Origin of the sequence: Bacillus sp. FSL K6-3154, from assembly GCF_040869395.1 — a bacterium.
Lineage (GTDB): Bacteria > Bacillota > Bacilli > Bacillales > Bacillaceae > Bacillus > Bacillus safensis.
The window spans coordinates 1,383,545-1,407,967 of sequence record NZ_CP152033.1; the positions used below are offsets into that span (position 1 = coordinate 1,383,545).

27 protein-coding genes are annotated in these 24,423 nt (G+C 43.6%); 8 read left to right on the top strand and 19 right to left on the bottom strand.

The window, feature by feature from the left end; genetic code table 11:
- Positions 1 to 104 precede the first annotated feature (104 nt).
- Positions 105 to 956: a MurR/RpiR family transcriptional regulator gene (locus MHH61_RS07325; protein ID WP_056765504.1), complete on the bottom strand. Its 852-nt coding sequence runs from the start codon at positions 954 to 956 to the stop codon at positions 105 to 107.
- 131 nt (positions 957 to 1,087) lie between these two features.
- Positions 1,088 to 2,059, bottom strand: coding sequence for a phosphate acetyltransferase (gene pta / locus MHH61_RS07330; RefSeq protein WP_024423792.1), 972 nt, complete (start codon positions 2,057 to 2,059; stop codon positions 1,088 to 1,090).
- Positions 2,060 to 2,299: 240 nt separating this feature from the next.
- Between pta and hemQ the strand changes: the two genes are divergently transcribed.
- Together hemQ and MHH61_RS07340 are read left to right on the top strand one after the other, a co-directional pair.
- Entirely contained in the window at positions 2,300 to 3,070 is a 771-nt protein-coding gene (gene hemQ, locus MHH61_RS07335; RefSeq protein ID WP_024423793.1) for a hydrogen peroxide-dependent heme synthase, read from the top strand.
- A 67-nt stretch (positions 3,071 to 3,137) separates the two neighbouring features.
- Positions 3,138 to 4,298 (top strand): MFS transporter, encoded by a 1,161-nt coding sequence (locus tag MHH61_RS07340; protein WP_125585826.1) that lies wholly within the window; start codon positions 3,138 to 3,140, stop codon positions 4,296 to 4,298.
- Between the two features lie 13 nt (positions 4,299 to 4,311).
- Here MHH61_RS07340 and MHH61_RS07345 read toward each other — a convergent pair whose 3' ends face one another.
- Positions 4,312 to 4,791, bottom strand: a complete 480-nt coding sequence (locus MHH61_RS07345) for an Lrp/AsnC family transcriptional regulator (RefSeq protein WP_024423795.1) — start codon at positions 4,789 to 4,791, stop codon at positions 4,312 to 4,314.
- A 145-nt stretch (positions 4,792 to 4,936) separates the two neighbouring features.
- On the opposite strand from MHH61_RS07345, the gene MHH61_RS07350 reads away from it, so the two are divergent.
- Positions 4,937 to 6,139, top strand: coding sequence for an MFS transporter (locus tag MHH61_RS07350; protein WP_125585824.1), 1,203 nt, complete (start codon positions 4,937 to 4,939; stop codon positions 6,137 to 6,139).
- 66 nt (positions 6,140 to 6,205) lie between these two features.
- Here the strand turns inward: MHH61_RS07350 and MHH61_RS07355 are convergent, their stop codons facing one another.
- From MHH61_RS07355 to MHH61_RS07405, 11 genes are read right to left on the bottom strand one after another with little or no spacing between them, the layout of a single operon-like run.
- A complete protein-coding gene (locus tag MHH61_RS07355; RefSeq protein WP_034281274.1) occupies positions 6,206 to 6,661 on the bottom strand; it encodes a dTDP-4-dehydrorhamnose 3,5-epimerase family protein in 456 nt (151 codons plus the stop codon).
- Positions 6,654 to 7,508 (bottom strand): dTDP-4-dehydrorhamnose reductase, encoded by an 855-nt coding sequence (gene rfbD / locus MHH61_RS07360; RefSeq protein ID WP_125585823.1) that lies wholly within the window; start codon positions 7,506 to 7,508, stop codon positions 6,654 to 6,656. Before rfbD ends, MHH61_RS07355 begins: the two co-directional genes overlap by 8 nt.
- A 3-nt stretch (positions 7,509 to 7,511) precedes the next feature.
- A complete protein-coding gene (rfbB, locus tag MHH61_RS07365; protein WP_125585820.1) occupies positions 7,512 to 8,477 on the bottom strand; it encodes a dTDP-glucose 4,6-dehydratase in 966 nt (321 codons plus the stop codon).
- Positions 8,474 to 9,214 (bottom strand): sugar phosphate nucleotidyltransferase, encoded by a 741-nt coding sequence (locus MHH61_RS07370; RefSeq protein ID WP_125585818.1) that lies wholly within the window; start codon positions 9,212 to 9,214, stop codon positions 8,474 to 8,476. Before MHH61_RS07370 ends, rfbB begins: the two co-directional genes overlap by 4 nt.
- A gap of 2 nt (positions 9,215 to 9,216) precedes the next feature.
- Positions 9,217 to 10,245 carry a PseG/SpsG family protein gene (locus tag MHH61_RS07375; RefSeq protein WP_025093840.1) on the bottom strand — a complete coding sequence of 343 codons (1,029 nt, stop codon included), beginning with the start codon at positions 10,243 to 10,245 and terminating at the stop codon, positions 9,217 to 9,219.
- Entirely contained in the window at positions 10,242 to 10,982 is a 741-nt protein-coding gene (locus MHH61_RS07380; RefSeq protein WP_029707507.1) for an NTP transferase domain-containing protein, read from the bottom strand. Before MHH61_RS07380 ends, MHH61_RS07375 begins: the two co-directional genes overlap by 4 nt.
- Positions 10,972 to 12,096, bottom strand: a complete 1,125-nt coding sequence (locus tag MHH61_RS07385) for an N-acetylneuraminate synthase family protein (protein ID WP_368004467.1) — start codon at positions 12,094 to 12,096, stop codon at positions 10,972 to 10,974. Before MHH61_RS07385 ends, MHH61_RS07380 begins: the two co-directional genes overlap by 11 nt.
- Before the next feature lies 1 nt (position 12,097).
- Positions 12,098 to 12,973, bottom strand: coding sequence for a GNAT family N-acetyltransferase (locus MHH61_RS07390; protein WP_034621873.1), 876 nt, complete (start codon positions 12,971 to 12,973; stop codon positions 12,098 to 12,100).
- Positions 12,970 to 14,148 (bottom strand): DegT/DnrJ/EryC1/StrS aminotransferase family protein, encoded by a 1,179-nt coding sequence (locus MHH61_RS07395; RefSeq protein ID WP_125585814.1) that lies wholly within the window; start codon positions 14,146 to 14,148, stop codon positions 12,970 to 12,972. Before MHH61_RS07395 ends, MHH61_RS07390 begins: the two co-directional genes overlap by 4 nt.
- A 21-nt stretch (positions 14,149 to 14,169) precedes the next feature.
- A complete protein-coding gene (locus MHH61_RS07400) occupies positions 14,170 to 15,582 on the bottom strand; it encodes a CDP-glycerol glycerophosphotransferase family protein (protein WP_073207818.1) in 1,413 nt (470 codons plus the stop codon).
- A 6-nt stretch (positions 15,583 to 15,588) separates the two neighbouring features.
- Positions 15,589 to 16,359 carry a glycosyltransferase family 2 protein gene (locus tag MHH61_RS07405; RefSeq protein WP_164512155.1) on the bottom strand — a complete coding sequence of 257 codons (771 nt, stop codon included), beginning with the start codon at positions 16,357 to 16,359 and terminating at the stop codon, positions 15,589 to 15,591.
- A gap of 175 nt (positions 16,360 to 16,534) precedes the next feature.
- Between MHH61_RS07405 and MHH61_RS07410 the strand changes: the two genes are divergently transcribed.
- The 3 genes from MHH61_RS07410 to MHH61_RS07420 all read left to right on the top strand — a co-directional run bounded on the left by MHH61_RS07410 (position 16,535) and on the right by MHH61_RS07420 (position 18,680).
- Positions 16,535 to 17,209, top strand: coding sequence for a YIP1 family protein (locus MHH61_RS07410; protein WP_024423813.1), 675 nt, complete (start codon positions 16,535 to 16,537; stop codon positions 17,207 to 17,209).
- Positions 17,210 to 17,402: 193 nt separating this feature from the next.
- The gene (gerQ, locus tag MHH61_RS07415; RefSeq protein ID WP_024426405.1) at positions 17,403 to 17,933 is read left to right on the top strand and encodes a spore coat protein GerQ; all 531 of its coding nucleotides are present in this window, start codon (positions 17,403 to 17,405) and stop codon (positions 17,931 to 17,933) included.
- A gap of 129 nt (positions 17,934 to 18,062) precedes the next feature.
- Positions 18,063 to 18,680: a cupin domain-containing protein gene (locus tag MHH61_RS07420; RefSeq protein ID WP_125585810.1), complete on the top strand. Its 618-nt coding sequence runs from the start codon at positions 18,063 to 18,065 to the stop codon at positions 18,678 to 18,680.
- A gap of 41 nt (positions 18,681 to 18,721) precedes the next feature.
- Here the strand turns inward: MHH61_RS07420 and MHH61_RS07425 are convergent, their stop codons facing one another.
- The 3 genes from MHH61_RS07425 to MHH61_RS07435 form a co-directional block, all read right to left on the bottom strand.
- Positions 18,722 to 19,093, bottom strand: coding sequence for a DUF423 domain-containing protein (locus MHH61_RS07425; RefSeq protein WP_003215282.1), 372 nt, complete (start codon positions 19,091 to 19,093; stop codon positions 18,722 to 18,724).
- A gap of 70 nt (positions 19,094 to 19,163) precedes the next feature.
- Positions 19,164 to 20,471, bottom strand: coding sequence for a purine/pyrimidine permease (locus tag MHH61_RS07430; protein WP_024426406.1), 1,308 nt, complete (start codon positions 20,469 to 20,471; stop codon positions 19,164 to 19,166).
- Positions 20,472 to 20,503: 32 nt separating this feature from the next.
- Entirely contained in the window at positions 20,504 to 20,836 is a 333-nt protein-coding gene (locus tag MHH61_RS07435) for a YwdI family protein (protein WP_125585808.1), read from the bottom strand.
- 170 nt (positions 20,837 to 21,006) lie between these two features.
- Between MHH61_RS07435 and MHH61_RS07440 the strand changes: the two genes are divergently transcribed.
- Positions 21,007 to 22,365, top strand: a complete 1,359-nt coding sequence (locus MHH61_RS07440) for an aldehyde dehydrogenase (protein WP_125585806.1) — start codon at positions 21,007 to 21,009, stop codon at positions 22,363 to 22,365.
- 33 nt (positions 22,366 to 22,398) lie between these two features.
- Here MHH61_RS07440 and MHH61_RS07445 read toward each other — a convergent pair whose 3' ends face one another.
- Together MHH61_RS07445 and MHH61_RS07450 are read right to left on the bottom strand one after the other, a co-directional pair.
- Positions 22,399 to 23,079, bottom strand: coding sequence for a uracil-DNA glycosylase (locus tag MHH61_RS07445; protein ID WP_024426408.1), 681 nt, complete (start codon positions 23,077 to 23,079; stop codon positions 22,399 to 22,401).
- Positions 23,076 to 23,903, bottom strand: coding sequence for a glycosyltransferase family 2 protein (locus MHH61_RS07450; RefSeq protein WP_125585804.1), 828 nt, complete (start codon positions 23,901 to 23,903; stop codon positions 23,076 to 23,078). Before MHH61_RS07450 ends, MHH61_RS07445 begins: the two co-directional genes overlap by 4 nt.
- Positions 23,904 to 24,031: 128 nt before the next feature.
- On the opposite strand from MHH61_RS07450, the gene MHH61_RS07455 reads away from it, so the two are divergent.
- Positions 24,032 to 24,346: a general stress protein gene (locus tag MHH61_RS07455; protein ID WP_024423820.1), complete on the top strand. Its 315-nt coding sequence runs from the start codon at positions 24,032 to 24,034 to the stop codon at positions 24,344 to 24,346.
- Positions 24,347 to 24,423 lie beyond the last annotated feature (77 nt).

Here is a 24,423-nt window from a genome sequence, read left to right on the forward strand (position 1 = left end):
AAAGTAATATATATTACTTTTGTGATAAGATCATACCATCTCATTTTTATTTAGTAAAGCGCTTTCAGAAAATTTTAAAATAAAAAAAATGAGTCACCACACGACTAATGTGTTGTGTGATAACTCATTTTCGTTAACATATGATTGATTTGATCTAAACGAGGTTTTGTCCTTTCAGGGTCATTAATGGCTAAGGCACTTAAAATGTAATCTACGATAAAGATAGCAGATACGACAGAGTTATGAGAGCCCGCACTTGCTGAGGAACATGGTAATACATATTGTGCATACTTGGTTAGTGGAGAGCTGTAGCTGTCTGTAATTAAAAGCACTTCCACCCCATATGACTTCGCTGCCTCCAGCAAATCCTTTATACGCTTTGCATAGCGAGGATAGCTGACCGCTATAATGAAATCATCAGATTGAAAATGAACGAGTTCGTCGACCCAGTCACTTTTGTCTGCATCAATATATTGACAGTTCCCCAGTAGGCGATTGATTCCTTGTGACAGATACTCTCCAACAGGTCTTCCACTTCGGACACTTGTACACAGAACCTGGCGAGAGCTGGCTATTTTTTCAACAATATGCTGAAAGGTTTCTTCTGTGATATTGTCTAAAGCGTACTGGATATTTTGAAATTGCAGCTCGACATGATTATGCAGGAGCTTACTTTTATTTGAATGCTTGAGGTTCGCTTCAAGTCTCGTTTGAGGAGCAGCTTTATGCTTCATATTTGATTGAAGCTCTTTTTGAAGCTCGGAGAAACCGGAATACCCTACAGCAGCAGAGAATCTCATGATGGTCGCTGTACTCGTCCCTACTTTTGACGCCAATTTATCTACAGTTAAAAACGCAACCTCCATTGGATTTTGCACGATATAATCTGCAATTCTCCTTTGTGCCTCTGTTAATCCCGCGACCTTATGCTGAAGCTTATGTATTAAATCGTCCATTATAGCACCTGCCCATTCTATCGGCTTTATCTACGATCAAAATTTTTTCTTTTCCCCCTATATTGTACACATTTGTCATCAAAAAAACAGCCAGCACGAATCTATCGTACTGGCTGCCTTTGTCGAGATCATTATAGTGCTTGAGCTGCTGTGATAAGCGCAAGGTTGTAAACGTCTTCGGCATTACAGCCTCTTGATAGATCGTTTACTGGCTGGTTTAAACCTTGAAGGATAGGACCTACAGCTTCAAAGTTACCTAAGCGCTGTGCAATTTTGTAGCCAATGTTTCCAGCTTCGAGGCTAGGGAAAACAAATACGCTGGCGTCGCCTTTGATGACGGAATCTGGCGCTTTTTTCGCTGCTACTGAAGGAACGAAAGCTGCATCGAATTGGAATTCTCCATCAAGTACAAGCTCAGGTGCCTTTTCTTTTGCAATGCGAACTGCTTCAGATACTTTTTCTGTTTCGTCTGATTTTGCTGAGCCTTTTGTAGAGAAGCTAAGCATTGCCACACGTGGCTCGATATCAAACATTTTGGCTGTGTTTGCACTTTCGATCGCAATTTCAGCTAGATCTTGGCTGTCTGGAGCAATGTTGATTGCGCAATCAGCAAACACATATTGCTCTTCGCCGCGAGCCATGATGAAGACGCCAGATGTTTTCTTTACGCCTTCTTTTGTTTTAATGATTTGAAGTGCTGGACGCACTGTGTCAGCAGTTGAGTGTGCCGCACCGCTCACAAGTCCATCTGCAAGACCTTTATACACAAGCATTGTACCGAAATAGTTTTCATCTAGTAATGCTTTTCTTGCTTGCTCTTCTGTTGCTTTGCCTTTACGTCTTTCAACGAAAGCTTGTACAAGCTCTTCAAAACCTTCATATGTATGAGGATCATACACGTCAACACCATCAAGTGTAAGACCTAATTCTTTTGCTTTAGCTTCAACTTCTTGTTTTTTTCCTACCACAATTGGCTGCAATACTTTGCCATCTGCTAGTTTTTGAACGGCTGTTAGAATGCGTTCGTCCATTCCCTCAGGAAAAACGATCTTTACTCCTTTACCTGCAACCTTTTCCTGAACTGTTGAAAAAATATCTGCCACTTCAATACCCTCCTTGATTTTACAAAAAAAGCGTTCTCTTTTAAGCATACTCTTCTTCTACCTAAATTCAAACTACCAACTTATATTATAGCGCTTACAAATTAAATTCTTATTTTTCAAACTAATTTAATCAATTTTGAGAAAAGCTGTTTTCCTCGTTCAAGTTTTGATCACATCTCCATTTGGACAAACTATGTTATAGTTGGAACAGATGGAAAACTGTTAATAGGAGTGAAAGAAATGAGCGAACAACATACAACAAATGAAGCAGCTCAAACACTAGATGGCTGGTATGCGCTGCATGATTTTAGAACAATCGACTGGACAGCTTGGAAGCTGCTGACAAGTGATGAGCGCCAAGCCATCATTCATGAATTCACAGGTCTATTGGAAAAATGGAAAACAGCTGAGCAAGATAAAGCTGGAAGCCAAACAATCTATAGTATTGTCGGCCAAAAAGCAGATATTATGCTCATGATTTTACGTCCGACAATGGAAGAACTAGGTGAAATTGAACTCGAATTCAACAAGACACGACTAGCAGAGTTTACGATTCCAGCTTATTCTTATGTTTCAGTTGTTGAGCTCAGCAACTACTTAGCAGGAGGCGGCGATGGCGGAGATCCTTACGAGAACCCGCATGTACGTGCTCGCTTATATCCAGAGCTTCCTTCTTCTCAATACGTGTGCTTCTATCCAATGGATAAAAGACGTTCTGGCAATGACAACTGGTACATGCTTTCCATGGATGAGCGTAAATCTCTTATGAGAAGCCACGGTTTAATTGGCCGAAGCTATGCTGGGAAAGTAAAACAGATCATTACAGGTTCTGTTGGTTTTGATGATTATGAGTGGGGCGTTACCCTTTTCTCTGATGATGTGCTTCAATTTAAAAAATTGGTTTATGAAATGCGCTTTGATGAAGTCAGTGCACGCTACGGCGAATTTGGTTCCTTCTTTGTTGGAAACCGATTAGCAAACGAGCAGCTGGCGTCTTATTTCCATGTATGATAAAATCTTAAAGCTTCGGATCTCTCCGAAGCTTTTTTATGTATTTGTTTAGAAAGGTGATCACATCATGAAAAACTTCCCCATCGCTATTTTTGCGTTAACGCTCGGTGCGTTTTCGATTGGCATGACTGAATTTGTCATCATGGGACTTTTACCAAATGTCGCACACGACCTTCATGTATCAATTTCTGCTTCAGGACAGCTGATTACTGGATATGCACTTGGTGTCGCAGTTGGCGGACCTATTTTAACGTTATCGACTGGAAAAATGTCGAGGAAACGTCTCCTCATTCTGTTAATGATTCTTTTCGTTGCGGGAAATGCTGCTGCCGCTGTCTCGACCTCTTATGGTCTATTAATGGCCGCCCGTATTTTAACGTCATTTGCTCATGGAACCTTCTTTGGCGTCGGAGCCATTATGGCTGCACGGCTTGTGCCTAAAGAGAAAAGCGCAAGCGCGATCAGCTTCATGTTTACAGGACTGACAGTTGCCAATGTACTCGGTGTGCCGTTCGGTACCTTTATCGGAAATCAATTCGGCTGGCGTATGTCTTTTCTAGTCATTGCCGTCATTGGGCTCATTTCCTTAATTGGTATCATCAGCTTAGTCCCAAATCAGTCGAAAGAAGAAGTACTCGATATTCGAAATGAAGTATCCGTTTTGAAAAAACCACAAGTACTCGTTTCCTTTGCAATGACCATCTTTGGTTTTGCTGGTGTATTTACAGCCTTTACGTATATCAGCCCAATCTTGCTGCAAGTCACTGGCTTTCAGGAAAATGGGGTGACGCTCATCCTTGTCCTATTTGGACTTGGGGTCACTATCGGGAATTTAGTTGGCGGAAAGCTTGCTGACTGGAGGCTGATGCCAAGTATTATGGTGACACTGATCCTGCTCATTGCTGTCCTGTTATTGTTTACAGTCACTTCCGAATTCAAAGTGCCTGCCGTGCTGACCATTTTTGTTTGGGGAATCATTTCATTTATTCTTGTTCCTACCTTGCAATACCGCACGATGAACATGGCACATGAAGCACCGACACTCGCATCAACGCTCAGCCATTCTGCCTTTAATATTGGGAATGCCGGCGGTGCAGCGCTTGGCGGTCTTGCTATCGAAATCACACATTTACAGCTTGTTCCGTTATTTGCTGCAGCTGTGACATTTATTGGTCTTATCATTACAATTATGAGCTATCAGTCAGATAGACGAACAAAAAGGACCTGAGTCAGGTCCTTTTTTATTTCACCACGGTCATTTTTGGCTCTTCTATTTGTTTCAAGCGTTCCTGAATTGGATGGGAAAAAGAGTGCTCTGACAAGACAATATGGGAGACGGTTTTTGTAAATCCAGACACTTCTTGAATAAAGGCTTCAATTTCTTCAAGAGAAGAAACTGACAGCTTAATGAAAAAGCAAGACTGCCCTGCCACTCGATAAGCAAAAAAGGCGCGTGGATGCTCATTCATAAAAGTCACAAAACGCTGATACTCCCCATTTAACACCGTAACTTCCAGCAGGCAGTCAATCAGAAGCCCTAATTTTTTATAATTGACCTGAACAGAATACCCTTCGATAATCCCTGCATCCTCTAATTTACGTACTCTTTCTGCTACCGCAGGTGCTGATAAATTCACTCGTTTGGACAATTCCCTCATGGATAAGCGGGCATCTTCTCTCAATTCATTTAAAATATGCACATCTACATCGGTGATTTTCATTCGTACCTCTCCTATCCAAAAATCGTTCCTTTTGAAAAGTATTTTATGATAATACTTATGATGCGAAATGTAAAATAAAACTAAATAATGGTAGAATTTATTTTAACGGAATTGAATGAAAAAGCAAGTATGGAGGGATCACTTGATGAAAGAATCTTTAGACAGCCAGGCTTCTAAAACATTTCCCATCACACTTGCCATTGCACTCACACTTGGCGTTTTTGCGGCGGGATCGGAAGAGCTGGTGATTTCACCACTGCTGCCTGATTTATCAAACTCCTTTCAGCACTCTCTTGATATTCTCGCTCTTTCCATCAGCATTTATGGGTTAGCTGTGCTGGTTGGGGCTCCGCTGCTCGTTCCTTTAGGGGACCGGTATTCAAGAGAGCTGTGTTTGATTATTGGGCTGTCTTTCTTTTTGATTGGAACAGTGATGTGTGCTGTTGCCCCCAATTTGGCCGTGTTTTTTGCAGGCCGAGCTATTTCTGGGCTGGCGACTGGTGTATTTGTGCCAACAGCCTATGCTCTCGTGGGCGACCGGGTTCCATATGAATATCGCGGCAAAGTGATGGGACTCATTGTATCGAGCTGGTCTCTTTCTCTTGTTCTTGGTGTGCCCATTGGCGCCTTTATTGGTCAAAGTTTGAACTGGCGCTGGACATTTTGGATTTTCGCCATGATGAGTCTCGTTGTCCTGCTGCTCGTCATTCTTGAATCTCGAAAACAAGTCGCAGCAGCTGATCCGAAGGCATCTCAAGCTAGGGAGAAATCAGGCTCTATCTGGGGGGCTTTAAAAATCGACCGAGTCCCTGCCTATTTGACCGTGACATTTTGTAACATGCTTGGATTTTATGGCATGTACTCATTTTTAGGGGCTTACCTGCAAAGTCTGTTTTCTGGGGGGCAATCAACAGCTGGACTTCTGATCATGGCTTATGGCGTTGGTTTTTCCATGAGTATATTTACCGGGAAATTAGCTGATTGGTTTGGCAAAACACGCTCACTTTTCTTTGTGCTGGGCGGCATTACGCTCGTTCTTGCCTTACTTCCTTATGCACCGTTCTCATGGACATTGCTCATTTTCGCTTTATTTATTTGGGGTGCCATGCAAAGTTTATCCGTCACGCTTTTGAGCACCGTCCTGAGCGACTGCTCTCAAACCCACCGAGGCAAAGTGATGGCTTTTTACAGCCTTGCTTCCAATCTTGCCGTTATGCTTGGGTCCGCTCTGATGGGACCTGTTTATGTCCATTTCGGCTATCATACGGTAGGGCTTGTATGTGCACTCATTACGCTTGTTGGTTGTATCGTCAGTTTTGTCAGCTATAAACGTGAACGAGGTGCTTAGAGAAATGAAGGACTGTTGTTGTATAAAAGTAAAAAGACCTTTCTTTTCCGAAAGGCCCCCCGTTCTCTATTTAAATGTCGTTTCCCAATTAAACCCGATCGTTTCGTCATTCCAAGCAATTCGCTTTTCATCTGGGTTATTCGGGTCATACGATTCTGTTGTGAAATACACAATTTGCAGCGGCGTCTCACCTAGTACACGGTAGCCATGCGCGACACCCTTTGGGATGAGAAGCAGCATCGGATTGTCTTCCCCCATATAATACACATCGGTTTGCCCCTTTGTGGGAGAGTCCTCTCGCAAATCATATAACACAACCTGTGCATGACCTGCCGGGAAGAACCAAACGTCGTCTTGTTTTTCATGATAATGAAAGGCTTTGATCACGCCTGGAAAGCTTTTCGACCATGACGCCTGACCAAAGCGTTTCAGCATCGGTTCATCATCTCGAATGAGCTCTGCAAAAAAGCCGCGGTCATCACAATGTTTCATGAGTTTTTTCGTTTGAACACCATCAATCATGCTGTTGCCATCTCCCTTCTTTCTGCAAATATTCGTAAAGTGCATCCTTCCAATGCCTCGGCTGCCAGCCGGTGGCTTCAATCGCTTGAAGATCTAAGACAGAATAGGCTGGGCGAGGCGTTTGGAAGCCGTACTCTTCCGTGGAAATCGGCTCAATTGTAGCGGACAAGCCGCTTTTCATCACAATTTCTGACGCAAAATCAAACCAGGAACAGCTTTCTCGGTTACTGACATGGTACACGCCTGCCTTCTGATCAAACAAATGAATCAAGGCCTCGGCTGTATCCTTTGTATAAGTAGGAGACCCTATTTGATCGTTCACAATGCGCAAATGATCCTTCGTTTCAGCGAGCCGAAGAATGGTATTCACAAAGTTATGCCCCTCATGTCCGTAAAGCCACGAGGTACGAATGATTTTCACTTCGTCTGACACAAGCTGAATCAATTCCTCACCAAGCTTCTTACTCTTTCCATAAATGGTTTGAGGATCTGCTTGTGCATCGACTTGGTAAGGGGTGTCCGCCTGCCCGTCAAACACATAATCTGTACTGACATGTAACACATCAGCGCCTGCGCGCTTTGCTTCCAGGGCTGTATAGTAGGCGCCAATGCCATTCACAAGATACGCCTTTTCGGTTTCTGTTTCACATTGATCAACAGATGTATAGGCTGCTGCACTGACAACAATATCAGGCTGATAGTGTCTCATCGCATGTCTAACTGCCTGCTGGTCTGTGATATTGAGCATGTTCCTCGTTAAGGCAATGACGGTCATGTCTTTTTCTTTGAGCTGTCTGCTCAATTCTTTCCCTAATTGGCCGCCTGCACCGGTGATTAAAACTTTCATCCGTCACCCTTCTTCGCTCTGATCGTATTTGGTTCGATACCAATTGATCGTTTTTTCGATACCTTCTTCAAATGACGTCTCCTGCGTCCAGCCGAGATCGCCTTTTAGCTTACTGGCATCAATGGCATACCGTCTGTCATGTCCTTTTCGGTCTTGAATAAACGCAATTTGATCATGACTGATTCCAAGCTGTGATAGAATCGTTTTGGTTAAATCGAGATTTGTTTTCTCATTGCCGCCGCCAATATTGTATACCTGCCCGGCTGTGCCGTTTTCGAGCACCTTCTTCACAGCTCTCGCATGATCCTCTACATACAACCAATCGCGAATTTGTCGGCCGTCTCCATAAATCGGGATTTTCTCTCCATTGACTGCTTTTCTAATAATGGTCGGTATTAATTTTTCCTCATGCTGATACGGTCCGTAATTGTTGCTGCATCGTGTAATCATCGCGGGTAATTGGTGAGTGTGGATATAGGATTTCACAAGCAGGTCTGAACTCGCCTTGCTTGCTGAATAAGGATTATTCGGTGAAAGTGGTGTTTGTTCTGTGAAAGCAGGATCATCTGGCTCCAAATCTCCATATACTTCATCTGTTGAAATATGAATGAGCTTTTTCGCCTTTCCTTTTAAGACTGCTTCAAGCATACGATACGTTCCGAGGACATTTGTTTGAATAAAAGGCTCTGCCGATTCAATGCTGCGATCAACATGCGATTCTGCCGCAAAATGAATGATTGCATCATAGACTTCGTCAAATGCTTGATCCAGCTCATGCTGAAGGGTAATATCCCCCTGAATAAACCGAAAATGAGACAACTTTAATAATTCATCCATCTCGTCTGGATGACTGGCATATGTTAATTTATCAAAAACGGTGAGCCTGATATTTGTATCCTGAAGCAGCAGCTTCACAAAATTCAGTCCGATAAAACCCGCTCCACCTGTAATTAAATAAGACTTCGTCATTCGGATCCCTCTTTTTTCTTCATCGTTTCAAACATTTTCGCAGATGCTTCGTGGAGAGATTCATGTGTTCCTGCATCAATCCACCACCCTTTTAACATATCATAGGTCAGCTGGCTATTTGAGATATAGAGATTGTTCACGTCTGTAATCTCTAATTCGCCTCGATCTGACGGCAAGATTCTCTCAATATATTGAAAGACTTCTTGATCATAAAAATAGATGCCCGTGACGCAGTAAGATGAGCGCGGATACTCCGGCTTTTCTTCTATTGATAAAATCCGTTGGCGCGTGGCATCAATTTCTGCAATGCCAAACCGGTTTGGATCTGCCACTTCTTTCAACAAAACCTTGGCTCCTCTATCTTGCCGCTGAAAGGCTTCAACAAAAGGGTTTAGCGAATCCTCAAATACATTATCACCAAGCATCAGCACAAACTTCTCCCCTTTAACAAAGGGCTTTGCATAGGATAAGCCGTCTGATATCCCAGACGCTTCAGGCTGTACCTGATATACGATGTTCATCCCCAGTTCCTGATCGCTTTCAAGCAGCTTTTGAAACAGCGGGATTTGTTCTTCTTGTGATATGACCATCACATCTAAAATCCCTGCTTCCTTCAATTTGAACAATGACCAATAAATCATTGGATATGGACCAACCGGCAATAAATGTTTATTGAAAATCTTCGTTAAAGGCGCCAGTCGTGATCCCTTTCCTCCTGCTAAAATAACTCCCTTCACATCTACACATCCTTATGTTCTTTTTGGTGATGATTCATGAGGTGTATAAGAATGTTTTTCACTCGTTCAGTTCCTTTTCCATCGATGAGTGTCCGTCCATTGAGATGGATGCTCCTGCGGAGAAAATAGCTGCCGGACAGCCTTTCCACAGCACATCGTATATCTTTTTCATCCACAAGTTCACCTAATCCAAGATGACGGCAGGCTCCCTTTTGTGCAAAACGAGCGGCTGTCACTGCTTGGTGATCGACTTGTGAAAGGACAATACTGGGCACTCCGATACAAACTGCCTCGTATAACGTCATCCCGCCAGCCACTATTGCCAGATCAGCTTCCGAAAGGCGTGCAAGTAATTGATCTGTATGACGAATGAATTGAATATGCTCAGCCTCTATTTGTTCTTCAATGCGGGAGGCTTTTCCTGTAACCGCTAAGATGTGTAAGTGGTCAGCTTCGAGGAGTGCTGATACAGCCTTTGATAACAATCCGCATGGGTCACTGCCCCCAAGGCTGATGACCACCTTTTTGCATTCTTTTCGAACCTCATATGTGTCTTTTAATCGGCTTATCTCTTGATCTAACAATAAATAAGGTGTTCCATAAAAATATTCTGTCCCATCTACTTGCATGTGCTTTTCGTCCAGACCGCCATAAATGCCGTTCACGACAGCATCGGCAAGCTGACAAGCTTCTGCTCTTATTTCTTCAAATAAAACCAGCCTTGCAGAGCCGGAGGACGCTTTGATCAATCGAAGAAATTGGAGGTCACAATCAAGTACATCAATCAGCAGAAGATCTGGATTCAGCTCTTTTATGTCCTGCTCCATCTGAAGGAATGCCTTCGACTCCTGCACCAAATGAACGTGCCAATCTGGACCTGAGAGCATTTCTACACAGATCTGTTCATTTGTATAGAAAGATATGTCGTTTCCTTCTTGAAGCAGTTGATTTGCCAGCCGTTTCATTCTGACGACATGCCCCATCCCTCTTAAAAACCCACCATACACAACAATCATGATTTTCTTGTTCATTCAGCATCCTTCTGTTTCACAAATTGATTCAACCGAACAATATCAGGGTCTTGTTCGCAAATGGTGATGAGTTCAGCCGTAGGCACAGCAATGGAGCCGCCAGCTTTCTCTAGTAAACGGGTCGCAAACACATAATCTTCTTCTGTATCAATCGTGAATCGATAAGCAGGATATGCAAGTTCTTTGGGCGGTGTGAATAATTGCAGGTGAAATTGCTCAGGATGCTTTCTGATATAGAGCGTGACATGCTCACGCTCTGGCTGCGTAAGGGGAAAATTGTCGATTTCACTTAAAATCTGTGCGTCGATCATTTCCCCGGAAATACCCAGTGGCGTTCCAGCCGTATACGTGTAATCAGCCTTCTCTTGTCTATGTTTTTCAAGCATTTTCGACAAAAGGACCGGATCTATAAATGGGTTATCTCCTGTTAAACGCACAATGGTTTGCGGTTCAAAATGACGGACAATCTGCGCAAATCGCTGCAGTACATCCGTCTCACTGCCACGAAATACTTTATAGCCCTTGGAGAGACAATAATGGGCCAGCAGATCATCTTCTGCCTCAACTGTTGTGGCGATCATGAGATTCTGCGTTTTGTGATTGTAATGATCTGATTGCTTTACTCGTTCAACAATCAGGTCGATCAGCGCCATACCGCCGATCGGTTTCATTACCTTTTTTGGCAGCCTTGTTGAGCCCATTCTCGCCTGTATGACAAAAAGGACATCATTGATCATTTGACGTCTCCTTCATGAGTACATCTTTCCACGAAACCCCTGTATGGGCTGGGATATCTCTGACAGCCTTTGCGCCAAGTAAAACCGTCATATACCTTGGATGCAGACCTTGGCTTTTTTGTCCTGGACGTAACACGGCTAGATTTTCTGCGGTCAATGTCTCGCCCTTCGCAATGCCTTTTGTCGTAAAAATGCCTCGATACGCAAATTCACGAATCTTGCCTTCAATAGCTGTTGTCGTTTTATAAGAACTGCCAAGGAGCTCTTCTGGCACTGAATGAATATCAGCTTCTTTTAAATTCCGCTGCTTTTCTGCCGCTCGAATATGCTGAACCATTTCCTTCAATTCTTCAGGATCAAGCGCAAAGGAATGATCAGCCCCAGGTAACGTTTTATCGACTGTAAAATGCTTTTCAATGATTGCTGCCCCAAGCTTCACAGCAGCTACAGGCGCTTCAGTTGGATGCTCACTATGATCAGAAAAGCCAATGACTGCGTCGGGAAATGCCGCAGCTAAAGTTTGAAGCACACGCAGATTCGTGTAAGCTCTAGGTGCTGGATACTTTGCTACGCAATGCATGATAGCGACCTGCTGATTTTGCTCGCTTGTAATCGCCTCGTATGCTTCATGGACATCCGAAATGGTTGCCCCGGCTGTTGAGAATATGATGGGCTTTTGAAAAGATGCCGTGTGACGCATAAGAGGCAGATGATTGATTTCATAGGATGCCAGCTTGAAAGCCGGCGGATCGGTTTGATTCAATAGATCCGCAGATTCTTCGTCACACACTGTGCTTAAAAATATCAGCCCTTTTTCCGCGCAACGTGACAATAACACCGGGAGCCATTCTGGCGGCAGCTCCATTTGTTCCACTAAAGAAAAAATAGACACCTCTTCCCCCTCGGCTGTTTCGTACAAACCCGGTTCCTTTTGATACATCCGATCAGCTTGAAACATTTGAAACTTCACCGCATCGGCACCTGCTTCTTTTGCCACATCAATTAAAGCAAGCGCCTGATCCAGCTTTCCATCATGGTTAATGCCTGCCTCTGCAATGATAAAGACAGGCGCACCATCCCCTACTTTGCGATCTCCAATATAGAAATGCGCCATCTTACCTCTCTCCTTTTTTCGGCCACACATGGTAATACAAGAAGGCATTTTTTGTTCTAAAGCCTAGCTTTTCGTACAGCTGAATCGCGGTTGTGTTATGCATCTGAGTTCCGGCAGACATAAACCGATGCCCTCTCTCATAAGAGGCTTTTATTATCGCCATCACGAGCTTTTTTCCGATCCCTTTTCCTTGTGCATCCGGTCTAATGGACAATAAATCAAGCACTAGTTCATCTCCCTTTGTCACCCCTTGAATCAAACCAATGACTTCATCATTCACCTTTGCCGCGAGATTGATATCTGCACGTCCGAGTAAATTGTTTCTCATCCATTCCTGAAAGAAATGCTGGACGACATTCTGATCTAAAAAAGGATCAAGTGCGTATCGGCTTTTCCCAAACGCCTGATGAGCAAGTGAGACCGCCTCATCGTAATCCTTTTCATCCGGCAGACTAATAACCACATCTTCACCTGTTGATGGAAGCTCCATATGAACAGGCGGCGCCTCAAGACGAGTGAGACCTCCCACATAGTACACATGTGACAGTCTTTGAACGATACGGTTTTTTACAAGATCAGACGCTTCAAGACGTAAAAAGAAAAAATCGCATTTTTCAGTTCTCATCCAATTGATGAAACGCTCCATCAATTCTTGAAAAGAAGACGCTGACTCCGCTTCCACAAACTTCACATGAAAAATATGCTGATCAAAAATGCCGCTTTCCCATTTTGACCATTCATATAACAGGACTGCTTTGAGCTGGGCGCCATTAACAAGAGCAAACTGCTTGAAGCCGTTCATTTGTTCCGCTTGTTGACCGTATTTCTCCAGCCAAGCAGCGAGCACCTGATCATCTACAGCATGAACGACCTTCATGATGATGCCCTCTGTTCTTTTAAAATAGACAACACCGCTGTGATAACATCCTGCACATCTTCATCTGTCATACTTGGATAGAGCGGCAGTGAGAGCGTCTGCTTGTAGTATGCGAGTGACTCAGGGAAATCCTCTGGTGAATAGTGATATGTTTCCTGATAGTATGGATGCAAGTGAACAGGGATAAAGTGAACACTCGTGCCGATTTTATATTCCTTTTGCAGTTGATCAATCAGTTCATCCCGCGTGATGAATGCTTCTTTTGGATTCACTTGTAGTACATACAAATGCCATGCATGTCTTCCATCTTGATGCACAGGCGGCAGGATCAGACCCGCTTCTTTTTGAAAAGCCTGATTGTATGCTTTTGCAATCTGTTCTCTCCGTGCCTGCATGTCATCCAGACGGTTTAACTGAACAAGCCCTAACGATGCCTGCACGTCAAACATGTTCATTTTATAGCCTGGTTCCTCGACCTCGTAATACCACGTTCCTTTTTCTCCATAACGATTCCACGCTCCCTTGCTCATCCCATGGAGCGCTAGTCTTCTAATCCGAGCAGCAAGCGCATCATCATTTGTTGTCAGCATGCCGCCTTCACCAGTCGCTAGGTTTTTCGTTGCATAAAAGCTAAAAGCGGTCGCATCACCAATGGATCCAACGGGCTGACCGTGGTACGTTGTGTAAAGAGCGTGGGCAGCATCTTCAAGTACAAATAGATCATACTTTTTGGCAATCGCTAAAATTCGGTCCATATCGCACGATTGACCGGCAAAGTGAACAGGAACAATCGCTTTTGTATGTGGTGTAATGGCCGCTTCTATTTTCTCTGCATCTATGTTGAGGGTCGCTGGATCAATATCGACAAATACAGGCGCTGCCCCCGTATGGATAATCATATTAGCTGTTGCGCAGAATGTCAGAGGGGTTGTAATCACCTCATCCCCAGCCCCAATCCCTCTTGCCTTTAAGGCTAAAAATAAAGCAGCCGTACATGAATTGACAGCGATCGCATGTTTTGCACCTGTCAGTTGCTGAAATTCTTCTTCAAACTGTCTTACTTTTGGTCCAGTTGACAGCCAGCCGGACTTTAATGTTCCAATGACTTCATCAATTTCCTCCTGCTCAATGAAAGGCAGAGCATAAGGAAGAAATTGTGCTCTCTTTTTTCCCATATCGCTTGCACACCCCTATCTTCATCTCTGAAAATCCACACCAGTTTTTGTTTTGAGCAGAGAAAGCAGAACATCGATAGATCGCGCATGCGGATAATGTTGTTTAATGAACTGAGCTCCTTGCTGCTTTGCCAGTTTCATCTCTTGTTCATCCGACAAAATACGAATGGCTTTCTCAGCTAGTTCAACAGGGTTTTCCATATGATAGCTGCCAAGCGACTCGTAATATGGGTATCTTCTGCCTTCTGTCATTTTCCCGATCAGCACACTCTTTTCAAAAAGCATTGCTTCAAGACCCACTGTGGATGTGAGCGTAATCACGATATCCACATATGGCAGCAGGTCATACAGATCAATTTCTTTTTTAATCAATTTCACATGATTTCCCGCTCGTTCAATAGACACATAGTCATTTAATCGATTTCGAGCAATTTCCCAAGGATGCGGCTTCATGATCAGCTGAATGTCTTTCCGTTTGGCGATCGTTTTAAGAACATCGCCATAAAAGGCTTCAGAAAACGGCTGCGTTGCCACAAGCACGGTCTTTTTAGCCGGACTGAAATTCAATTTACGAAAAATGAGATCCTGTTGAAGCGGCGTTCGCTCCTTCACCAAATCAAACCTCGGATGACCTGTGATTTCCACCTGTTCCGGCTGACAGCCTTTGTCTACATACCAATCCTTTTCATACTTTCCAAACACCCCATGACAAGTCGTAAAAATCGGTAAAAAGGCTTCGTCTCCCATAAGCGCGCCGTGCTGAAGACAGATACTCGTAAGCTGGCGTTTCACTGTTTGCAAAGCGAGTACGCGGCTGTAGACATCCTCTGTCGTTCCAACAATAACAGCTGCAATCGGCTGCATTTGAAATAGCATTTCTATCTGGTCAATGACATCAATAAATTGCACAATGTCCTTCCGCAGTTTTTCTCTAAAAAAGACATTGCCAAAGACAGGGTGGTGAGCGTAAGGTTTAAGGAGAGCATTTGCTTTTTCAATATATTCAGCGTGGGCTTCTTTATTAACCTCTCCGGCTAATTCCGGCTTACTGATCACGGGTAATCCGTAATAATCCGCCTTCTTCCAGCGAGCGAGCACCACCGTTTGGTTTGGATGGAACCGCATGTAATTTTGTTCCGTAAAACGCAGGTGTTCAAAGTGAAGCAATACCTTTCCATTCGCCGGACGATAAGCAATACGCTTGATCTGCTGTTTATGCTGATCAAAAAATGGCTGAATCTCTTCCGGTAATGGACAAGCGGTTGTCAGTTCTTGACCGAATGCTTCATCTTCCATGCGTTCCCTCACTTCAGGACTGATATATTGATAAAAATTACTGATCAACCCAAGAGGAATTTGCTTGTAGGACAAATCCTTCATCAGATTCACATACTCAAAGTACACCTGCCAATAATGATGAATATAGTGCGACACTTCAGGTCACCTCCCATGTCTTTGTTTTAATATACTGCGAAGCTCCCAGCAGGTGGACTGCTCGGGAAGTGCTTGAATAAAGGCACTTTTCTCTTCTTCTGCCAGCTGATAATGAATGGACTGTTCTGTAATGTAATTTGTATCTAATATTTCATCAAAGGGATAGAACGGATAAAAATGATTTAAGCGGAAAAAGAAACGGGCATCCCCTATTCGGTAAAAATGCGGACTCTCGTCCCAGTAAGACCCAAATTCCTCATGAATTTTTGATAAAATGGATGTACGATGCACGACCGAGCAATGATCTATGGCGCAGGGGGCATTCCATTGAACTGTTTGCGCCGGCCGAACCGTTTCCTTCACTGGCTCTTTTTTGCTATTTAAATAGATCACTTTAGAACTAGAATAGACAATATCTTTACCTGGATGGGCATCTAGATAATGAGTGAGCTTCTCTAAACGGTCCGGGGCGTAGACATTGTCATCTGTGGCATAGGAAATATACTCCCCTTTTGCCAGTTCTAATGCTTGATTAATCAGCACGGCGTAGCGAGTTTTCGCTGTTCTCTCTTCCAGCGTTTTGACACCGCTTTGGATAAAATGAACGCGCGGATCTTTGCGAAACGGTTCAATAGCAGCAAGGGTTTTTTCGTTTGATCCATCATCCATGATAAAAAGTTCAAATTCTGACAGCGTCTGCTGCAGGACCGCTTCAATCGATCTGCCGACGTAAGCCGCCTTGTTGTAGCTCGTCATAATGACAGTTACTTTTGTCAAAGTTTTCACCTCGGTCTCTTTCAAACTATGTTTATCATATGTGTCTCCTCTTAAAGAGACTGTAGAGTGACCTATTTTTGATAAAATTGTATTTTTTTATTGATCTATCTTTGAAAAATGCGAACTTTTTGGTAATATAAGTAATCATTTGTGTGTATTAAAGGAGTAAAGAACATTGGAAGCTATGAAGAATGATCACTCCCAAGAAGAGGAAGTAAAAGGATTTTTTCGATTTTTTAAAATTTTCGTCGCAACAAAAACGATTATTCGCTCATATCAACATTCCAATATTCCCATTTGGCTGATGATGCTCCTTGCAAGTATCGCCGGTACGGGCTGGATCTATGAAGGGTATTTTAGCGAGTATATGGGCAATCATATTCCATTCCCTTTTATTCTGTTACAAGGAGCGGGATATGGTATTTTGGCAGGCAATATGATTCTATTTTTCGGTGTCCTCATCATCAAGTGGTTAGGACGTCTCTTTTTCGGCTGTCAAACGGCGTATCGAGATATACTCAAAGCGTGCACACTGACGGTCTTTTTCCCTTCTGCTTTATTTTCACTTACTTGGATTTTCACTGTTGGGATGCTTGGTCCGTATACGTTTGTTAAAATCTCACCATATTTAGATCAGCATTATGAAGTATGGTATTATCTCGATCTTTTACCTCTTACGGAAGCATATGCAAAGACGTGGATATTGGGAATGGCTGTTTTAGGCATTGTCGCTGTGATGAAGCTCAGATTATGGCAAGCCTTCATCATTGTGATCACACCGCTCGCCGCTTTTTTTCTCATCATGACACTTTTATTTGATATTCAGCACGCTATAAACTGGATCATGTAAAAAGGACGAGTACCGATAGAATACGAGGGATTGTCTTCACGCTGAGGAATTGCATAGCAGTTCCTTTTTTTCGTTCAATGTACATATTCTCCCCTCCTGTCTCATAGTGTGAAAGAGAGAAAGAATGCTATGGAAACAACAGGTGCTTTAGCGCCTTCTGTTTAGAACACCATGAGGAAAGAGGAGGAACGTTATGAAATTGAAAAATCAATTTGGGCAAGGTTCGGGTTTCGAAGGTCAAGATTTCCGCCAGCAACAATATGGAGCAAATCCGTATCCTGCGCAGCAGATGGGTTATTCAGTCCCTCCCCAAACGCAGGGTCAAATGCAGCAGGGGTTTTCACCAATGCCGTCAACCGGTACTTCACAAGGAGGCCAAGGAACGCAGGGCGGCGGTCAGCCCTATCAAATTCCTTCTGGACCGGTTTATCAGCAGAATGTCACAGGACAGCTGCCTATTGAGCAGTCCTATATTGAAAATATTTTACGATTGAACCGCGGCAAGGTAGCCACGATTTATATGACGTTTGAGGCGAGTAAGGAATGGAATTCGAAGATTTTTAGAGGCGTCATAGAAGCTGCAGGACGTGACCACATTATCATTAGTGATAATAAGACAGGAACACGATACTTACTATTAACAATCTATCTTGATTACATTACATTTGATGGAGAAATTCAATATGATTATCCTTATTCGATGTCAACATATTCTCCGAGATAACGTCAAGCATGGCAAAAGCAAGGCTCAGGCGCCCTTGCTTTTTTCTTTTGTCTAGGTTTTTGTCACCCCTCTAGAGCGCTGCTCATAAGATGCCTAGTAGTTTTTATCAAAAGCCTAGAGGTGACATCAATGACTGTTGAGCTGGATTATACATCACCAAATGTCAAATTTTCATACGATCTGAATCAAAGCCCCCTTGTGAAATTCGATGAGCATAACCTGATTAATGTATTAGGAAAAAAACAATTAAACTCGTTGGATCAAGTGTCCCTGCTGGATATATATTTGAGTAAAAGCAAAGTCGTAGAGCCTCATTATCATCAAAATGCGGCAGAGCTTGTTTATTGTATAGCCGGTTCTGCTGCCGTATCGATGCTGAATCCATTTACAAAAAAACTGCACACCTACACCATCACACCTGGACAGGTGGCAAACGTGCCTCAAGGCTGGTGGCACTATGAAGTCGCTCTCCAAGACAGAACTCATTTGTTAGCCATTTTTAACGCATCTACACCTGAAGTGATCCTAGGCTCAGACCTTCTCACCCTCACCCCTTCTCACATCATGGCCCATACTTATTGCATGAACGAAACACAGTGGAAGCAGGCGATAAAGCCTGTGAAACCAAGTGTGTTTATCGGACCATTTTGCCACCGGGAGGAAGAGTCTCAAACGCATCCTGTCCCTCCATCTCACTACGTCCCTTATTATCAAGCACCGCCCAACTATACCCCTTACTGGAGTTAAGAAAAAAACCGATGCCCCTATGAGAGCATCGGTTTATTGGCTTATAAATTTTTTGCTGCTGCAATGACAAGCATGATCCAAGAAGCGATAAATGCTACTCCGCCAATAGGAGTAATGGCACCTAGAATCTTTACCTGCGTCAATGCCAGCACATAAAGGCTTCCTGAGAAGAAAAGGATGCCTGCAAGCATCACCCAGCCAGCGGTTGGAACTAGGGAAACACCTGATAGCTTATCTGCAAGAAAGGCGACAATAAATAGTCCTATCGCATGGAACATCTGATATTGAACACCTTTATTCCATATTTCTATATATTTTTCAGGGATTTTCCCTTCTAGACCGTGCGCACCGAAGGCTCCAAGTCCAACAGCAAGCATGGCGTTAATGGCACCTAAAATGAAAAATAGTTTCATTCGTCATTCTCCTTATCTCGTCAATTATATTTATCATAGCGCGGGTGAAGGGCGACATTCAACTTTCCCTTTACGTTGACACGAGATTGTCGGATTTCTTTTTCTTTCGTAACAAGACCTGGTCGACCACGATCGCAATGAGTGTGCCTAGAACAAGACCGTTGCTTAATAATGAAATGAGCACAGGATGCATCCCTTTCAAGGCCCCCTGAGGCACAAACATCGCCCCTACGCCTGCTAAAACAGCAATCCCAAGAACAAAGCGAATCCGCGGAATTTCTTCTTTCTCATACTGATCAAACTCCGACATCGCAATCCCAATCATAGAAGAGAAGACCACAAAGTTTACAGCAAGCCCCACAGGGGATGGCAATGCAGAGAAAAAGCTCATGAGCAGAGGAAACAAACTAATGAGAACAACAAGCAGACTTCCTATGAAAAAAGGCTTTCTCGAAGGAATTTTGGTTGTCTGGATAAATCCGGCTGCCCCAGAAATAGGTACAGGCGCAATCGCCCCGATGAGCCCGCTTAATAAATGACCAAATGCTGCGACAAAACCGGCAGGGCGTGCTCTCTTCCGCTCACGCAGTTCACCAAATGCCTTCACTGAGCTTTCCACAATTCGAATACTTGCCAGCATGTTCACAATGAGTAAAATCGTTATAAAAAAGGACGTGACAAGCAATCCACTGTCAAAGACCGGCATACCGAATGGAAACAGCTTCGGAAACTCGATGATTTGTTCTGGAATTCGGACCGGCTTCGCCAATCCGAGTAGAGCGAATAACAGCCATCCGCCTGCAAGTGCGAATAACACTGAAAACTGTCTTAAGTAATGCCATTTTGAGCGGCTGATCATGAAGGTAAGGATAATGATCAAGATCGATAAGCAAAAGACAAGCCCATCTACTTGATTTCCCCGATAGCCGATGCCCATCAGCCCTTTCATAATTGGCTGACTTAGCTGCACAACAAGCAGCAGCAGGTAAATGCCTGTGACGACTGGCGTAAATAAAGACGCGAGCCAATTGATGATTTTAAATAGACTAAAAATAAAAAAGAAAACAGCACTAAAAATTAAAGCCCCTTGTAATGCTTGCAGGGTTTCAGGATACGTCGCAAAGATTGTACCTGTCATGCCGGCATAAAGGGTATACACACCCCACCAAAGCCCTGCTGGACTTTCATTAATCGGCAGCATATGGCCGCATAAACACTGCACCATTGCCACAAGACCAAGTGAAAAGAAAGTACTTTGAATCAGCTCCGCCGATTGCACTTGGTTCAATTCAAATGCTTGTGCAATCGCAATTGGTACGGCAATAGAAGCTGCGATAAAAAATGCCATCCACTGAATGGCGCCCAAAAATAGTTTCAAACCGATCACCTTCCCTTTGTCGTGACAAGACATTAAAAATCAAAAATAGAGTCGCCATTCCCGTCCTTCTCTTTTTGACCGTCATCATTTTGCTGAAATTTCTTCGCGCCACTTGTGCCCATGAGTTTCTCCAGCATGGCTTGATCTGTAGACACAGATGGCGCTGATGGTGTATGTATCGATGGAGGTGGTGAGATAACCGGCGACTGTGGTATTTGCACCTGTGATGGTGCGTCGAGAATGACATCACATAGTGAAGAAATGGCCGCTACTTGACGTTTCACCTCTTCATCATTTCCACTTTGTTTTGCTTTTTGAACCGCTTCCTCCATTTTTTGAAGCAGGCTTGATATATGAATATTCAAGGGTAGACCCTCCAATCTAAAAAAATCTCTTTTCAACATTATTTTACCAAATGAACAAACCAAATGGGTTCATTTTTTTAAAGCAGTGCGCTCACGACTCTCTTATTTGACCCGTCATCTTCATTCACACATAATAAAAGAAACAACATCGTCTATGAAAGGATTGAATAATGGACAAGCTCACTGCTCTATTTCAGAAACAAAAAGTCTTTCAGAAGCCGGCGGTTCAAGAACGCATCCGCATTCTTCAAGACTTAAAAGCAGCAATCAAACAGCATGAAAAGGATATTTTACAGGCCTTAGCCCATGATTTACATAAATCCGAACAGGAAGCCTATACAACAGAGGTCGGGATAGTGTATGAAGAAATCAATCATACCCTCAAGCACCTTCACAAATGGGCGAAGCCAACTCGCGTGAAAACACCGCTGACTCATATCGGATCAAAAAGCATGATCATCAAGGAACCCTATGGAAGTGTGCTCATCATTGCTCCTTGGAACTATCCTTTCCAATTGGCCCTTTCTCCATTAGTCGGCGCGATTTCTGCGGGAAATGCTGTGATTTTAAAGCCGTCTGAGCTGACGCCGGCAGTCTCACAAGTGATCAGCACTATCATCAAACATGTATTTCAAGAAGACCATGCGGCTGTCGTAGAGGGCGGTGTTGAAGTCAGTACAGAGCTGCTGAAACTGCCCTTTGATTATATCTTCTTTACTGGAAGTGTGGCAGTTGGCAAAGTCGTCATGGAAGCCGCCGCAAAACATTTGACCCCTGTCACACTTGAGCTTGGTGGAAAAAGTCCCAGCATCGTCATGCCTGATGCCGACATCAAGTTAGCAGCGAAGCGGATCACCTTTGGAAAATTCACCAATGCAGGGCAAACCTGCATTGCACCAGACTATTTGCTCGTTCATGAATCCATCAAAGAGGAACTTTTGCGAGAAATGACAGCCTGTATCCGTGACTTTTATGGTGAACATCCCGAAACGCATCCGCACTTTGGAAAAAATGTCAGCCAGCGTCATTTTGACAGGCTTACACAATTTCTCTCAAATGGAACGATCGTCACAGGTGGACAGCGCAATGAACAGGAGCTCAAAATCGCTCCGACCATTTTAGACCACATCACATGGGAAGATCCCGTCATGCAGGAGGAAATTTTCGGACCGATTCTGCCTGTCATGACCTTTGATTCTCTGCATGAGGCAGTTCATATGATCAAAGCAAGGCCAAAGCCGCTTGCGCTTTACTTATTTACGACAAATAAAGAAACAGAAACCTATATTCTAGACAACCTCTCATTTGGCGGAGGATGTATCAATGACACGCTTATGCATGTCGCTACACCTTACCTGCCATTCGGAGGCGTCGGCGAAAGCGGCATGGGGCGATATCACGGGAAGGACAGCTTCTTTACTTTTACGCATGAAAAAAGCGTCCTGCGGCAAACCAATCGCTTCGATTTTTCCTTCCGTTATCCAAATGCGAAAAACGGACTCGACTTGGTTCGTAAATTTTTAAAATAAACAGGACGAAGGGTCTCTCCCCTCGTCCTATTTTCATTCAATATCCTTGATACACCAATTGATTTCTTCAATCCCCATTTGCTTTAAATACGCGTTTACCTTTGAAAACGGCCGGCTGCCAAAAAAGCCGTTTCTTGCAGAAAAAGGACTTGGATGAGGTGACTCAATGATGAAATGCTTGTTTTGATCAATGCGTTCTTTCTTGTTTTGAGCATGTCTTCCCCATAACACAAAAACGACGGGCTGTTCACGCTGATTCAGCACATCAATCACGCGGTCTGTCACACGTTCCCAGCCCTTGCCTTTATGAGAATTCGCCTCCCCCTTTCTCACAGTCAGCACAGTGTTTAAAAGCAGCACACCCTGCTCTGCCCAGCTGACAAGTGAGCCGTGGTTTGGAACAGGACAGCCAAGATCATCCTTTAGCTCCTGAAAAATATTTCTCAAAGATGGCGGATGTTTGACGCCCGGCTGAACAGAAAAGCTTAATCCATGTGCCTGCCCTGGGCCATGATAAGGGTCTTGTCCTAAAATCACCACTTTGACTTTTTCATATGACGTCAAATGAAGAGCACGATACACGTCATCTGGTTTTGGAAAAACGGTCTGCGTGCGATATTCTTCCTTCATCCATTCACGTAATTCCTGATAATACGGCTGTTCAAATTCACTTTTCATCACAGCCCACCAGCTATCATTTAAAAATGGCTTCATTGTGGTTTTCCTCCTTCTACTTGCTGCGCTAGTCTGGAGATCATCGGTTTTCCATCCCACACAATCTCACTCTCTGATTCTCTTTTTTTCATCGCTGGTTCTTCTAATAATATAGCAAAGTTCGCTGTCGGCAGATCGCCCAGTTCATGCTTTTCACTTAAATCATCTAAGTAGTTTTTCCTTGTTTCACCAAGATCACTAGACTGATTTCCACCGCCGTCAAAAAAAGCATAAATCACGCTCGCAGCTGGCACTCGTTTCACTCGGGCATGCTGTGATACACGCAAAAAGAAGTCCCAGTCCCAATAATGATGCATCGCTGGATCAAAATAGCCTATCTCATCGTGTATACAGCGTTTGTACATACTGCCCGAAGGAACATATGTAGAAAAGACACGCATATCCTCAATATCTGCTGTATAAGCAAACAAACGTCTCGACAGCGGAAAACGGGTCGCGCCTTTTTCTTCAAATGATACAATTTCTGCATCAGAAAAGACAAAATCGGCATCCTCCAGCGCCTTGCTCATGCGTTCGATATGACAAGGTGTGAAGTAATCATCGTCGTCACTCAGCATGATGACGTCGCCTGTCAGCTCCCGCACCCCCACATTTCTGGCATTTACATGCTGGACATTCTTATCTAAATGAATCAAGCGGATCGGAAGCTCAGGGTAAAGTTCCCGAATGATGTCGACTCGCTCTCCTGCATCATTGACGACAACAATTTCAAAAGGCTGTACGGTTTGTCTTGTAATGGATTCAAGCAGCTCACACAGTGCGCTGAGCCGGTTATGTGTCACAATTAATAAGGAAATCTTCATATGCAGCTTACTCCTTTAATAGATTCGTCTTTTTCCATTAAAACATAAATTGACTTTCTTCTCATGATATAAAAGGCGGTTTGATTTGATGGGAAAATGGGAATTTTTGATGAAAAGGAGTGATGATGATGGAATATATCACGGTGGAGAATAGTAAAGAAGCAAAACAGACCATTGACCACATTCATTCATCGGGATCATCAAAGGACGCTGTTTTTGTTTTTGCCTACGACCCAGAACGCTCTGATACCGTAACAGAGCATACAGACGCCAAAAGCATGACAGCGGTCGATCAAGGAATTTTGGATCAAGTCGCCAATGTCATTCGCACCCGGGATGATGAACTGATGGCCAAAATGATGTCAACTGGGGCCGATCAAGAGTTAGCCTTAACCCTTTTAGACGAGCTGAAAAAAGGGAAATTGGTGATTTGTAAAAGGTAAGAAAGAGAGGCGTTCCGAAGAGAGGAACGCTTTTTTATGCCGTTTCATTGTGATAAACGGAAAAGCTGATTATAATA

Excerpts from the sequence above, each read along its gene's own strand:
- MHH61_RS07395 (WP_125585814.1), bottom strand. The coding sequence starts at position 14,148 with ATGGGAAAAAAGAGAGCACAATTTCTTCCTTATGCTCTGCCTTTCATT.
- MHH61_RS07455 (WP_024423820.1), top strand. The coding sequence starts at position 24,032 with ATGGAATATATCACGGTGGAGAATAGTAAAGAAGCAAAACAGACCATT.
- gerQ (WP_024426405.1), top strand. The coding sequence starts at position 17,403 with ATGAAATTGAAAAATCAATTTGGGCAAGGTTCGGGTTTCGAAGGTCAA.
- MHH61_RS07325 (WP_056765504.1), bottom strand. The coding sequence starts at position 956 with ATGGACGATTTAATACATAAGCTTCAGCATAAGGTCGCGGGATTAACA.
- MHH61_RS07385 (WP_368004467.1), bottom strand. The coding sequence starts at position 12,096 with ATGGCGCATTTCTATATTGGAGATCGCAAAGTAGGGGATGGTGCGCCT.
- hemQ (WP_024423793.1), top strand. The coding sequence starts at position 2,300 with ATGAGCGAACAACATACAACAAATGAAGCAGCTCAAACACTAGATGGC.
- MHH61_RS07440 (WP_125585806.1), top strand. The coding sequence starts at position 21,007 with ATGGACAAGCTCACTGCTCTATTTCAGAAACAAAAAGTCTTTCAGAAG.
- MHH61_RS07340 (WP_125585826.1), top strand. The coding sequence starts at position 3,138 with ATGAAAAACTTCCCCATCGCTATTTTTGCGTTAACGCTCGGTGCGTTT.
- MHH61_RS07380 (WP_029707507.1), bottom strand. The coding sequence starts at position 10,982 with ATGATCAATGATGTCCTTTTTGTCATACAGGCGAGAATGGGCTCAACA.
- MHH61_RS07420 (WP_125585810.1), top strand. The coding sequence starts at position 18,063 with ATGACTGTTGAGCTGGATTATACATCACCAAATGTCAAATTTTCATAC.
- MHH61_RS07375 (WP_025093840.1), bottom strand. The coding sequence starts at position 10,245 with ATGAACAAGAAAATCATGATTGTTGTGTATGGTGGGTTTTTAAGAGGG.
- rfbB (WP_125585820.1), bottom strand. The coding sequence starts at position 8,477 with ATGACGAAGTCTTATTTAATTACAGGTGGAGCGGGTTTTATCGGACTG.
- MHH61_RS07425 (WP_003215282.1), bottom strand. The coding sequence starts at position 19,093 with ATGAAACTATTTTTCATTTTAGGTGCCATTAACGCCATGCTTGCTGTT.
- MHH61_RS07450 (WP_125585804.1), bottom strand. The coding sequence starts at position 23,903 with ATGAAGATTTCCTTATTAATTGTGACACATAACCGGCTCAGCGCACTG.
- MHH61_RS07390 (WP_034621873.1), bottom strand. The coding sequence starts at position 12,973 with ATGAAGGTCGTTCATGCTGTAGATGATCAGGTGCTCGCTGCTTGGCTG.
- MHH61_RS07345 (WP_024423795.1), bottom strand. The coding sequence starts at position 4,791 with ATGAAAATCACCGATGTAGATGTGCATATTTTAAATGAATTGAGAGAA.
- MHH61_RS07350 (WP_125585824.1), top strand. The coding sequence starts at position 4,937 with ATGAAAGAATCTTTAGACAGCCAGGCTTCTAAAACATTTCCCATCACA.
- rfbD (WP_125585823.1), bottom strand. The coding sequence starts at position 7,508 with ATGAAAGTTTTAATCACCGGTGCAGGCGGCCAATTAGGGAAAGAATTG.
- MHH61_RS07445 (WP_024426408.1), bottom strand. The coding sequence starts at position 23,079 with ATGAAGCCATTTTTAAATGATAGCTGGTGGGCTGTGATGAAAAGTGAA.
- MHH61_RS07355 (WP_034281274.1), bottom strand. The coding sequence starts at position 6,661 with ATGATTGATGGTGTTCAAACGAAAAAACTCATGAAACATTGTGATGAC.